This is a genomic window from Burkholderia sp. E168m22 (assembly GCF_001319805.1).
Lineage (GTDB): Bacteria > Pseudomonadota > Gammaproteobacteria > Burkholderiales > Burkholderiaceae > Burkholderia > Burkholderia orbicola.
Genome location: NZ_BBSK01000153.1, coordinates 47,456 through 60,555, shown reverse-complemented (window position 1 = coordinate 60,555; position 13,100 = coordinate 47,456). Strand labels below are relative to the sequence as shown.

The window sequence follows — 13,100 nt, the reverse complement described above, 5'->3', positions numbered from 1 at the left end:
GCCTGGCATTCGCGTATCGCCCGCATTTGGGTATCGCGATTCGCGCAGTGCTGGAGCGAATCTAGTTCCCTTCCGTAGACAGAACGGGCCGAGAGCCTAGCGAGCCGACGAACTGGCCGATCCGCTCACCGTAGGCGCGGCGTAGACAGTCGAGATCCTTGCCGCATTGATGTCGTGCGGTGACCCAGTTCGTTTCGGATTGCCGCAGGGCTTCCGTATCGGAGCTGTTTTGCAGTGCGGTTGAATAGAGCTGAGCCAACCTTCGATCCATCGCTGCCAGGCCAGGATCGTGACAGATGGCCCATTCGTCGTCGTGGGATGCTTGCAAACAATTGAAGCTGGTTACGAAAGTTCGCGTCGAGACTACGCGATCGGCAACAGAGTCGGATGTGTCGTTTCCGTGTCCGGATATTTCTGGCGACACGCTTGTCGGGCCGGCTAGGCTGGATATCGATCGAGACGACGCATGAATTCCGTCGGTCGGCGGATTCCCGTTTTCCCGTTGAGTGATGTCTCGTTCGTTGCCGGCTGGATAGCTTGCGTCAGCTCGGAACTGCGACGAACGAATCGGTACGATTTCAGGATCCAATATGCGATTGGCGGCCAGGCCGACTAGAAACAGTCCGATTCCACTCAGCAGGATTTTGCAGGAAAGGCCAAAATTCCTGAGATCCGGTTCGTTGTTTTTGTATCCAGTCTTGAACCTTCTGTCGACTTTGCGTGTATCGATAAAGCCGCCGATGCCGATCAGTGATGCGAGCACACCTATTCCGATGAGACTGTTCCCCAGCATTGCCATGTGTTTCCCCGTGGTGGTTCATTTGATGTCGTTGTTATTCGATGTAGCCATCAGAATTCGAATCGAGAGTAACACTGGAGCAGATGGCTCGCCGTCGGCTTTCGAAGCCGCACGACGGCGTTTTCCCTCGCGCGTGCGTCGGAGATGGAAGCGGAATCTCCAAGGGGCGGCCCTTCCACTCTGATGATGAATGAGTGACATCGTGGCGCTCCCTTGGAAAGACCGTGACGGACTGTCGCAGATCGAGACCAGAGTTGCCGAATATTCTTGTCGGCCGCCAGGCTACGACCATTGAAGTCCTGTAACGACGGCAGTGCCGTGCGACGGATCAATCGAAATACGTCAACCCCATCGCCCCCTTCACCTCCGCGAGCGTCGCTCCCGCCACTTCCCGTGCATGCAGCGTGCCGCGTTTCAGGATCGCCATCACTTCGGCCTTGTCGGCCTCGAACTCGCGACGGCGCGTACGGATCGGCTCGATCAACGCCTGCAGCCGCTCGTTCAGCACGCGCTTGACGACGCTGTCGCCGAGGCCGCCGCGGCGATAGTGCGCCTTCAGCTCGTCGACCTTCGCCACGTCCGGCTCGAACGCATCGAGGAACGTGAACACGACGTTGCCCTCGACCTGACCGGGGTCGCTCACGCGCAGGTGGTTCGGGTCCGTGTACATGTCCTTCACGGCCTGCGCGATCTCGTCCGGCGTCGAGCCGAGCGTGATCGCGTTGCCGAGCGACTTGCTCATCTTCGCCTTGCCGTCGATGCCGGGCAGCCGCGTGACCGCCGACAGCACAGCCTCGCACTCGACCAGCACCGGCTGCTCGACGGTCGCGTTGAAGCGGCGCACGAGTTCGTTGGTCTGCTCGATCATTGGCAACTGATCGTCGCCGACCGGCACGTGGGTCGCCTTGAACGCGGTGATGTCGGCCGCCTGGCTCACCGGGTAGGTCAGGAAGCCGGCCGGGATGTCGCGTTCGAACCCGCGCAGGCGAATTTCTTCCTTGATGGTCGGATTGCGTTCGAGGCGCGCGACCGTGACGAGGTTGAGCAGGTATTGCGACAGTTCGGCAAGCTCGGGCACCTGCGACTGCACGACGATCGTCGAGATCGCCGGATCGATGCCGACGGCGAGATAGTCGAGCGCGACCTCGATCACGTTTTCGGTGACGCGCTGGCGGCGGCCCATGTTGTCGGTCAGCGCCTGCGTATCGGCGAGCAGCAGGAATTGCGTCGCCTCGTGCTGCATCTGCACGCGTGCGCGCAGCGAGCCGATGTAGTGGCCGAGATGCAGCGGGCCGGTCGTGCGGTCGCCGGTGAGGATAATCGGGCGGGTGGGTTGCGTCATGGTCGTGGTTGGCTCCGGGTTGTCGAAGCCGCCAGCCATGACGTCAGCGCAGAAACGCAAATGCCGCCATGGCTGGCGGCATCACGTTTGGGACATGCAAAAGGAAACGGGCCGCCTAGGTCAGGCGCGCCACCAGCAATGCACGATCGGCGAGGCGGGTCGGGTTTCCATCGCGGCAGTATAGCGTAGTGCGCGGTTGGCCGCGCGCGTCAGCGGATCACCGACTCCATCGCGAGGTAGGCGGTTTCGGCGGACGGCCACAGCATGTACAGCAGGCCGGCCATCAGCAGCCACGCGCCGGCGCGTATGAGCGGCGTGCGGTCCTTGTCTCGTGGGGGGCGGGTGGGCTGCTTCGATTTCTTCATGCTTGCAGGCGCGGGGTGCGCCACTCCAACGGTTACTGCAACGGGTCGCGCGGGGCGAGCCGGGGTGTTGCGGGGAAATGGGACATAAATCCGTGGCGCGCCGTTTGACTGCAGTCGGTATGTGTGTCAGCCCGGCGCGCGACGATCCCGATGGATCGGTCATGTGCGACACGCATGCTATCAGCTAGGCTGGCCGCGAACCGTAAAGAATTGTCCGGGCAATGGCCTGGGCGCTGTGCGTTGAGATATGACAGCGTTTGCCGTCAATCATCCGAAAGTACATTAAAAGTTAATAGAATCAATGGATTGGTATTTATTTTATTGAAGGGGACGGATCAGCCGGCAACACATCGAGCATTCGTTGCACCTTCCATCGCGCTAACTAGCACGGCGCGATTGTTTTTGTGTGAACGTTGCACTTAAAATCGGTGACCAAATAATTAAGCGCAGGTGGCTTGGCGGTCTGAGAGCGCCGTTGCCGAATGCCCATTGACAAGTGAACGTGACCGAAATGCTGCGCGCCTTCGTTGGCGCGCTCGATCAGAACAATCGTGCGATCCGGTTTCATTGGGGCCGTCATCAGGATGCGCTGGCGCATGTCCTGGTGCCACAGAGCATCGATTTGACGGAAGGTCTCTGTGTCGGCATCGAAGGGCACCTGACCTGCCTGTCGTCACGCCCGGATCTGCCGCTCTCCGCCTTTCTGGGGTTGCCGCTTTCGGTGCAACTGATGACGGATCGAGGCAAGCCATATCCGATCAATGGGATCATCACAGATGTCCGCGCCGGTCAATCGGACGGCTCCCTCACGTGCGTACAACTGACATTGAGAGATGCGCTGAGTATTCTCGATCAGCGGATCAACAGCAGAACGTTCCGTTCGATGAGTGTTCCGGACATTCTGGAGACACTGCTGCACGAATGGCAGCAACGCAGTTCCGCGTTGGCGCAGGCTTTCGATTTCGAGCTCGTGCTGGATCGCAACCAGTATCCAAAGCGCGAGCAGACGCGCCAGGCGGGTGAATCGGATGCGGCCTTCATTCGACGGATGTGTCGACGCGACGGTATTTTCTGGTACACCCGGGCTGGCAAGCATGATGGTGCGGCCGCCGACACGCCGGTCCATACGCTCGTGTTCTGCGACGATCCGACGAAGCTGCCACAGGCGGCGGCAGGCCATGTGCCTTACCACCGGGGTACGCAGTCGCGGGAGCGTGACTCGGTCACGCTATGGTCCGCGGCCCGTGCGTTGACGCCCGGAAGTGTGCGGCGTGCCAGTTGGGATTACAAGACCGGCAGGATCGCGCAGTCTGAGCAGGAGACGATCGTCGATCAGGGCGAGGCGGGCAACGATCTTGCGAAGCTGCTGGCCGACTCGGTCATCGACGTTCCGCATGCGGCGGACTCGGATGCCGACCACGAGCGTTTGGCGAAGGCTCGGATTCTGGCACATGAGCATCGCGCCGAATGCGTGCATGCGTCGAGCGATGTCCGGGATGTCTCGCCGGGCTTCTGGTTCACGCTGGCTGGGCATCCGGAGGTCGATACCCGGCCCGAGGAGCAGCGGCAGTTCGTCGTTACCAGCTTGCACCACCGGGCGACCAACAATTTTTCGAAGGCGCTCGACGAGCGGGCCCAAGTGCTGTTTGCCGCGAGTCGCTGGAGTTTCGACGCGTTGCCGGTCGAAGAGGGGGCCGGGGTTCGCTACGAGAACACATTCGTTTGCGTGCGCCGCGGTGTGCCGCTGACACCTGCCTACGATCCGCGCGTCGATTTGCCGCCCGTGCATCCGTTTACCGCGAAAGTGGTTGGCCAGGACGGCGAGGAAGTGCACTGCGACGAATTGGGGCGCATCAAGGTGCAGATTCTTGGTCTGCGCGCCGACGATCATGCCCATGCGCAAGGTGCCGGCACCAGCGGAACCGAGCGGGACAGCGCGTGGGTGAGATGGGTCAGCCCCTGGGCCGGGCCGAACTACGGCATGGACATGCTGCCGCGCGCGGGAATGGAAGTGCTGATCGACCATTTACACGGTGACCCCGACAAGATGGTCGTGATCGGGGTGCTGCACGGTGGTCCCAACATGCCGACCACGTTCAGCCATACCGGCTCGCTTCCGGGCAATCGATATCTTTCCGGCATCAAGACCAAGGAGGTCAAGGCGGATCGCTACAACCAGTTGCGTTTCGACGATACACCCGGCCAGATCAGTAGCCAGCTTGCCAGCGAACACACCTATACCCAGCTGAACCTGGGCTACCTGACGGAACCTCGTAACGATGGCAAGGGCGCGCCTCGTGGCGACGGTTTGGAGGCCAGAACCGATGCCCAGGCGGTCATTCGCGCCGCGAAGGGCGTCTACGTGACCGCGCAGCAGCAGGGGCGTGCCGAAGGCAAGATGCTCGAACGCACGGCGTTGCAGACGTTGATCGAACAATTGCAGGAACTGGTACGAAACCTCGGTGATGCGTCCGCCGCGAACGACGCCGACAACACCGACCTCGCACGCATCGAGAAGATCACATCGCAGATCAAGGGCTGGGATGCTGGCAGCAACGTTGATCAGGGTGGCGGCGGCTCCGGCGGTGCGCCGATGGTGGCAATCGAGGGGCCGGCCGGCGTGACCGTGGTTAGCCAGGACGCGATGGTGCTCGGGGCACAGACCAACATCGATGCGGTGAGTGCCGGCAACACGCAGATCAGCGTGGGACGTCGTCTGTTGATGCGCGTCGGCGATTGGATGAGTGCTTTCGCGGCCAAGGGCATGACGCTGGTGACGGCAGACGGGAAGCTGCGTATCGAGGCGCACAAGGAGGACGTGGTTGTGAAGGCCGCCAAGCGCATCATCCTGGAGGCAGGCGAAGAGATCGTGTTCCGCTCGCCGAAGGTCAATACGCAGGCGAGCGACGAAGCGTCGATCAACGGCGGGTCGAGCTACAGCCAGTGGAATGGCGGCGGCGTCGTGCATGGCACGAGCGGCGTATGGCGCGAACACGCGGCGTCGCACAGTCTCGTCGGGCCGGACAACAAGCCTGTGAAAGCGCCCGACCCCCTGACGTTCAAGGAGCTGGAGCAACAAGACAGCTTCGCGGTGGTGCTCCGTTCCCATCCCAGCGACGGGCGGCCGCTTGCTTACGAGCCGTACACCCTTTACAAGGGAGCGGCCAAGATTGCGGACGGCGTGACCGACGAGCATGGTCAACTGATCATTGCGAATCACCAGAAGGGCACGTCTTCCTATACGGTCAAGCTGCACAACGGGCACGAGATCGAGGTGCCCGTGATGGAGGGAGGGTTGAGCGACGATGATCAACTGGCCGCGCAGGGATGGCGGGCAGTCGACGGCGATCCGGAATCGCGCCAGCGCCACGCACAGGGCTGACCGGCGATTCGCTACAGTTTTCGACGAGAAACGTGATGTCCGATACCAATACTCAAAACAAATCGAAGGCGCCGATCGATGTCGACAAGCGTCAGGCGGTCGCCAGTGCGCAGTGGTTTCTGGAAAAGCAGGCGGACTACTACGCGCCGCCTTATGAAAAGAACAATATCGACGTATTCATTTGCGGAGAGGACGCGTTTACGCAGATTGCGGCCGACTTGAAGGCGGCCAAGCATAGTGTCGAAATCATTTGCTGGGGCTTTGACCCCGGGATGGAACTGATCCGCAAGGGCACGGTCTGGCCGCGAGGAGATACCTGGGGCGGGCTGCTGCGCGATGTCGCGGCCGGGAAATTCAATAACGGCAAGCCGGTGCAGGTTCGCTTGCTCTCGTGGTATGGCGTGATCGGAAGTACCCTGTCGAACAACATGCCGGGCTACAGCGGCGGCCGCCTTACGTACGAGCAGAAGATGGCCAGGGAGGTCGGCAAGGCGGGCGGCATCTATGTGCAGTTGGGCAATGCGCCGCAGCCGCTGACCCCACAGGACCGGCGCGAGGACTTCAATGCGCGATGGTACGACGACGCGTTTGCCGGCCGCCTGCCCAACCTGTCTCTTCGTACGCGGGACGGCAGCAGCAAGGACGTTCACGAAAGCCTGGCGCACGAGCCGGGCAAGCGCGACAACCTGGAAGATTTCGGCCTGGAGAAATTGGCCACCGACCATCAGAAGACTATCCTGATCGACTACGACCACGAGGGCGGTACACAGGCGGTCGGCTACGTGATGGGGCTGAACAGCGTGACGGACTATTGGGATACGCAGCAGCATCTCTTCAATGATCCGCGTCGTGGTGAAGGATGGGAGGGTGCCAACGACTCGCAACCGGGGTTGAAGCCTTATCAGGACTACGCGAGTCGGATTCGGGGCGAAGCACTCGTGGCGGTAAGCAAAAACTTTACCGATGCGTGGAACCGGGCCAAGGGTCAGGGGGCGAACCTGTCGCGAACACACGATTTCAAGAAGGTGCCTCCGGGTTTGACGAAAAATATCGGCACGCCGTGCCAGCGTGCGCAAATCGCTCGTACGCAGCCCGAAGAAAAGGACAAATCCATCAAGGCCTTGTATATCCAGGCGACGTCGTTTGCGCGCAACTATATCTACATCGAGAACCAGTATTTCCAATATACCGAGTGGCCGACGAAGCTGAAGGAATTGCGAACCGAGTTTCTGTCGTGCAGCCAGGCAGCGGGAAGGAGTCCTGCCGACGTACCGAATTTGCACGTGATGGCCGTTATCCCCACGCCCGAGCGGCCACAGATGGTGCCGCGCACGCACGATACCGTTAAGGTTCTGGGCTATGGCACCTCGATGCCCAATCAGGACAAGGCGGTCGAAGACGAACTCGCGCGCAATCGCCAGCAACAGGCGACCTGGGACGCCTACGTCAAGCGGCAGAAAGCGAGCGGCGCAAGGATCGACCCCGACTACTATCCTGCTCCGCTGTCGCCTGCGGCGCAAAGCGCCAAGGACCTTGGTGACAAGGCGTCGCTCACGAAATCGCTCGATCAGATGGGCATCCGTGCGCTGGTCGGCAGCCTGTGGTCCTTTGACTACAATTGGCGCAGCTCCAAGCTGAATACCGAGACGGAGAAGAAACAGGCCCGCTGGGATGACTACGTAAAAAAGCAGCAAGCCAAAGGCGAACTGCCCGACCCGGACTTGGCGCCGATGCTGCCGTTGCCGGCGCAATCGTTCGCGGCCCGGTACAGGGAAATCTACATCCACAGTAAATTGCTGATGATCGACGACAGTTTCTTCACGTTGGGCAGTGCCAATCTGAACTTGCGGAGCATGGCAGTGGATGCCGAGATCAACGTGGGAACCGACGACCGCGCGAAAAGCGAAGATCTGCGCAAACGGGTGTGGAAGCTTCACACAGGAAATGCAGCGGATTGCAACCCGTCTTCGCTGACTCCGCTGGCCATGTCGAAGGCGTTCCGCAACTGGGTGCAATTGCTGCGGGCCAACGAGCTTGCCCGAAAGAAGGGGGACGCGCCAACCGGCTTCCTGCATCCGTTCCACGATGACCGTGTGACAGGTATTCGCTTATCCTGAGTAGGCTCCCTAAATCGTGCTAAATCAATTGCGTTCGACCCTCGCCAACCGTATCGGCTTCGCCCGGTTAGTTTCTGCTTTCCTGTTCCTTGCATGTGCCGCCTGCTCAATGAACGATTCTCTTCCTCGCAACATGTCGCTGACCGCCTTCGATCCGCATCGCACAGCATTCGAGTGCAAGCACGAGGTTGACGCGGTTCCTCCGCTGGATCCGGAGGCCGATCGCTGGAATCAGCAGGCAATGGCGCTGACCAGTTCGCTGTTGTGGCCGAACCAGCGCGATTACAAGGGGGCTGTCGATTTGTGGACGAAGGCGGCCGAGCGTAAGCACTGGAAAGCCATGCTGAATCTGGCGAATGCCTACGCTCAGGGGCAAGGTGTGGAACGTGATTCGGAACATGCCGTTCAGATCACCGAACAGGCGATGAAACTGGGTATTCCGGCAGCCTACGATTTGATGGGCACGTACCACATGAACGGGATGGGGGTTAAGCAGGATGCGAGCCGCGCCTATGCGTTCTGGCAACTGGCCGCCGATATGGGTAGTCCAAGTGCGATGGCGTATCTGGGTGGCAAGATGGATGCGCTCTATGACGACCCGAAGGCAGGCTTCTGGGGTAACCGAAAGATCGCGCTCAAGATGCTTGAATGTGCGGTCGCGCAGGGCAACGGACTTGCTGCATATGAGTTGGGAACGACGATTGTGGGAGATCGAGCCGAGTTGAGCGAGAACAACGAACGCGCACTCAAGACCCTGCATGCGGGCGTGAAATTCGGCAGCGCCGAGAGCGCGGGGTGGTTGAGTGCGTCGTTTGGCAAGGGGGACGCCCTGGTCGGCCATGTCAAGGATGAAGCCCGCGCCGAACGCTACAGCGTCCTTGCCGACCGCCTCGAGCGCGACCCCGACCTGCGTCTGCCGAATCTGGACAAGGTCGTGCCGCTGCCGCCCGCCAAGTTGCCCAAGTGGGACGGCAACAAGGAGACGTTGATCGACGCGGCGAAAGCGGTGACGTCCGTGCCGGCGTCGCCGGTCAAACCTGCGGCGCACCCCGTGTCGCTGCGTACGGGGCGCGCGCACGTGCCCGATGGCTACATGCTGCCGGAGAAGCCGCAGGTTGCCGTTCCTCCGCAGGCGGAAACGACGGCTGCTCCTGTCGGTGGTTACTGGCTCGCCCAGCTGAAGTATCCGAGCGCCGAACGTCACTTCGCATGGAATGCGGCTCAGGTACCGATGCATTACCGGAATGATGAACTGTTCGATCGGAGTCGCCCCGGCCTGATGCCTGAGGACGGTCGCATCTTCTTCCACTATGTCGGCGATGCGATTCCGATGCCCGTGCAATCGGCGGAATCGCATCCGCGTGTGACACAGGGCATTGCGCGCGCCGCCGAATTTCCCGACCCGGCTATCCGGTGTCGCGGCATCCGCGCGTGCCCGGTGACCGGTATTTGGCAGGCTGTGGTGGCGGACGATCATCCTCGGGCGACCACGTTCAATCAGTGGTATCGCCAGGCCTACGTGTTGCAGGGTGACGCGTTTCCCGATCCACGGGTCATGCATCTGGACGTATCGCCGGCGGACGTGACGTGGACGTGGTGGAACGAAGCTAATCACCTTGGATTTGCGAAGCTGCCTCAGGTCAGCCTCGGCAACCCTTCCGAGAACGCTTGACGGAGCAGAGATGCGCAAATCGACGATTGCCGCGACGGTGTGTGTCGGAGGGATGATCTTGGCTGCCTGGGGGGCAGTTGCAACAATGGGGGCCGTGGCCCAGATCAGCGGAGGTAGCTACGGTTCGCACGATGTAGGCGATTTCGCGATCGAGAATTTCCTGTTTCTCGGTCCGCTATTGGCGTTGGGTGGGCTGGTCGCATGGTTCGCCAGCCGGGGCTCGGCAACATCGGACGACGACGAGGGTGATGAACAGCCTTCGGGCAAGGACGAGGATGATCCGGCTGCTCTCGCTCACCGGGACGCAGACCGATGAGCAGTGCTGACATCATCTACAAGCACGATCAGTGGCGCAAGGGCGCGGGCGGCATGCCCGCAGGACTGTCCGGTCAGGCAGACAGCTCGGCCTATGCCGGCCTCGATCTGGGGCTCGCGCAATTTGCCGGTAGCAGTTTCAGCGGTAGCAGCTTCGCCGGAACGTCATTCCGGCAGGCCGGCTGGACGGGTTGTCGGTTCTTGACCTGCACGTTCACCGGTTGCGATTTTGCAGAGATTACGATTTCCGGATGCACATTCGTGGATTGCAGCTTCAATGACGCCGCTTTTCAGGGCAGCACTTTCAACGGTGTGAAATTCCTCGGATGCAAGTGGAACGGCGTCAGGTTCGACGGCAACACATGGCATTCGGTGCAGGTGCTGGACTGTACCGGCACCACGGTTGAAGCTCATGGCCTCAAGGGGCTCGACGTCGACTTCACCGGAAGCTATTTCGAGCATCTGGCTTTCGAGGATACGGAAATCAACGGCGGGCACTGAGTCGGGACCGCCACCGTTGCGGGGTCTCGTCGACGTAGTGGCGAGTCGGCCCGCGACGGGCACCTGCTCCATCTGGGCGGCGCGGCAAGCCCGGCGCCGTCCGACGCGATCAAATGAAACGGCCGCCGCATCGGTTGCGATGCGACGGCCGCGAGCGCGAAGCGCAGGGTAGCAGGCGGGCCGAAGGGCGCGACATGTGCCGCACCCCCGCCCGCCTGCGGATCAGACCACCGCCGAGCGCACGACGCGCACCGGCACCGACTTGTACGACGGCGTGCCGCTTTCCTTGTCGATGTAGTCGAGCGGCACGAGCACGTTCGCTTCCGGGTAGTACGCGCCGACCGAGCCCGGCGCGATGTCGTACTCGATCGCGGTGATCTTCTCGAGGCGCAGCGTGCGGCCCGACGCGGTGACCGTCTCGATGTCGACGAGGTCGCCGTGTTCGAGCCCGTACTTCTCGAGATCGGCCGCGTTCATGAACAGCACGTCGCGCCGGCCGAACACGCCGCGATAGCGATCGTCGAGCCCGTAGATCGTCGTGTTGTACTGATCGTGGCTGCGCAGCGTGATCAGGCGCAGCACCTGCTCGGCGCCGAGCACGTCCGCGTCCTCCTTCACGCCCTTGTAGACCGAGAACATCGCCTTGCCGGTCGGCGTCGGCCACACGCGCTCGGTGGGCGGCAGCGGCAGGCGGAAGCCGCCCGGCGTGCGGATTCGCTCGTTGAACGCCTCGAAGCCGGACACCGTCTTGTCGATCAGGTCGCGAATGCGGTCGTAGTCGGCGATCAGGTCGAGCCACGCGACCTTGCTGTTCGGCAGCGTCGCATGCGCGATGCCGGCGACGATCGCGGGTTCCGAGCGCAACTGGTCCGACGCGGGCTTGAGCTTGCCGGCCGACGCATGGACCATCGACATCGAATCCTCGACGGTGATCGACTGCCGGCCGGTGGCCTGCATGTCGAGCTCGGTGCGGCCGAGCACCGGCAGGATGAAGGTTTCCTTGCCGACCAGCAGGTGCGAGCGGTTCAGCTTCGTGCCGAGATGTACGCTCAGGTCGAGCTTCGCCATCGCCGGGAACGACAGTTCCGGATCGGGCAGCGCGACCGCGAAGTTGCCGCCGAGGCACAGCAGCGCCTTCGCGGTGCCGTCGATCATCGCCTGCATCGCCTGCACCGCGTCGTGCCCGTGCTGCGCGGGCGGCGTGAAGCCGCACACGTCCTCGATCTTCTTCAGGAATTCGGCCGACGGCTTCTCGGTGATGCCGACCGTGCGGTTGCCCTGCACGTTCGAATGGCCGCGCAGCGGGCACACGCCGGCGCCGGGCTTGCCGATGTTGCCGCGCATCAGCAGCAGGTCGGCGATCAGGCGCACGGTCGCCGTGCCCTTGTTGTGCTGCGTGACGCCCATCCCGTACGTGACGATCGTCGCGTTCGACTTCGCATACGCGATCGCCACCTGTTCGAGCTGCGCCTGGCTCAGGCCGCTCGCGCGTTCGATGTCGTCCCACGACGTGGCTTCGAGGTCGGCCGAGAACGCGTCGAAGCCGTTGGTGTGCTGCGCGATGAAGTCGCGGTCGAGCACGTTGCCTTGCTCGGCTTCGAGCTTCAGCAGCGCCTTCATGATGCCCTTCAGCGCGGCCGCGTCGCCGCCTGCGTCGACCTGGTAGTACGTCGACGCGATCCGCGTGGAGCCGAACGACGCCATCTCGATCATGTCCTGCGGATCGGCGAAGCGTTCGAGCGCGCGCTCGCGCAGCGGGTTGAACACGATGATCGGCACGTTGCGGCGTGCGCACTCGTGCAGCGTGCCCATCATCCGCGGATGGTTCGTGCCGGGATTGTGGCCGATCGAGATGATCAGCTCGCAGTGGTCGAAATCCTCCAGCGACACGGTGCCCTTGCCGATACCGATCGACTGCGGCAGGCCGACGCTGGTCGGCTCGTGGCACATGTTCGAGCAATCCGGGAAGTTGTTGGTGCCGAGCTCACGCGCGAACAGCTGATACAGGTACGCGGCTTCGTTCGACGCGCGGCCCGACGTGTAGAACTCGACCTGCTCGGGCGGCAGCGCGCGCAGCACCTCGCCGATGCGCGCGAAGGCGTCGTCCCATTCGATCGCGCGGAACGTGTCGGTCGCGCGGTCGTAGACGAGCGGATGCGTGAGCCGGCCCATGTTCTCCAGTTCGTAGTCCGACATGCGCAGCAGCGACGACACGGTGTTCGCCGCGAAGAACTCGGGCGTCACGCGCTTGGTGGTCGCTTCCCACGTGACGGCCTTCGCGCCGTTCTCGCAGAACTGGAACGTCGACTTGTGTTCCTTGTCCGGCCACGCGCAGCCGGGGCAGTCGAAGCCGTCGGGCTGGTTGGTCCGCATCAGCACGATCGGCGCCTCGATGGTTTCCATCTGCGTGCGCACCGCATCGGCTGTCGCGCGAAGCGCGCCCCAACCGCCGGCGGGCCCATCGTATTTCCTGATGCCTGGCACTTCGCGTCGATTTGTCATGGTGAATCTCCAATAGCCGGGCCCGGTGCGGGTGGCTCGGTTGCGCCGTGTCGCGGCGTGGGGCGGCTCCGTCCGACGGACGGAGCCGGTCATGCGTGCCCCGGG

General features: G+C 62.3%; 9 protein-coding genes. 5 read left to right on the top strand and 4 right to left on the bottom strand.

Annotated elements, in window-relative coordinates; all coding sequences use genetic code 11:
- Window positions 1–61: 61 nt before the first annotated feature.
- The 3 genes from AP428_RS36490 to AP428_RS37330 form a co-directional block, all read right to left on the bottom strand.
- Window positions 62–763: a lysozyme inhibitor LprI family protein gene (locus AP428_RS36490; protein WP_226292197.1), complete on the bottom strand. Its 702-nt coding sequence runs from the start codon at window positions 761–763 to the stop codon at window positions 62–64.
- A 364-nt stretch (window positions 764–1,127) separates the two neighbouring features.
- Window positions 1,128–2,141 (bottom strand): tryptophan--tRNA ligase, encoded by a 1,014-nt coding sequence (gene trpS / locus AP428_RS33815; protein ID WP_011545614.1) that lies wholly within the window; start codon window positions 2,139–2,141, stop codon window positions 1,128–1,130.
- Window positions 2,142–2,350: 209 nt separating this feature from the next.
- Entirely contained in the window at window positions 2,351–2,506 is a 156-nt protein-coding gene (locus tag AP428_RS37330; protein ID WP_011694992.1) for a hypothetical protein, read from the bottom strand.
- A 511-nt stretch (window positions 2,507–3,017) separates the two neighbouring features.
- Here AP428_RS37330 and AP428_RS33810 point away from each other — a divergent pair.
- The 5 genes from AP428_RS33810 to AP428_RS33790 are packed head-to-tail and all read left to right on the top strand — an operon-like array spanning window position 3,018 to window position 10,493.
- Window positions 3,018–5,888 carry a type VI secretion system Vgr family protein gene (locus AP428_RS33810; RefSeq protein ID WP_011545612.1) on the top strand — a complete coding sequence of 957 codons (2,871 nt, stop codon included), beginning with the start codon at window positions 3,018–3,020 and terminating at the stop codon, window positions 5,886–5,888.
- Window positions 5,889–5,923: 35 nt separating this feature from the next.
- Window positions 5,924–8,005, top strand: a complete 2,082-nt coding sequence (locus AP428_RS33805) for a phospholipase D-like domain-containing protein (protein WP_011545611.1) — start codon at window positions 5,924–5,926, stop codon at window positions 8,003–8,005.
- A 16-nt stretch (window positions 8,006–8,021) separates the two neighbouring features.
- A complete protein-coding gene (locus AP428_RS33800) occupies window positions 8,022–9,677 on the top strand; it encodes a DUF6396 domain-containing protein (protein ID WP_226292196.1) in 1,656 nt (551 codons plus the stop codon).
- 10 nt (window positions 9,678–9,687) lie between these two features.
- Complete coding sequence (locus AP428_RS33795) at window positions 9,688–9,993, top strand: hypothetical protein (RefSeq protein ID WP_041489679.1); 306 nt, start codon at window positions 9,688–9,690, stop codon at window positions 9,991–9,993.
- Window positions 9,990–10,493: a pentapeptide repeat-containing protein gene (locus AP428_RS33790; protein ID WP_011545609.1), complete on the top strand. Its 504-nt coding sequence runs from the start codon at window positions 9,990–9,992 to the stop codon at window positions 10,491–10,493. The genes AP428_RS33795 and AP428_RS33790 overlap by 4 nt, the downstream gene beginning before the upstream one ends.
- Window positions 10,494–10,715: 222 nt before the next feature.
- Here AP428_RS33790 and AP428_RS33785 read toward each other — a convergent pair whose 3' ends face one another.
- Window positions 10,716–12,995, bottom strand: a complete 2,280-nt coding sequence (locus tag AP428_RS33785) for an FdhF/YdeP family oxidoreductase (RefSeq protein WP_011545608.1) — start codon at window positions 12,993–12,995, stop codon at window positions 10,716–10,718.
- Window positions 12,996–13,100: the final 105 nt, after the last annotated feature.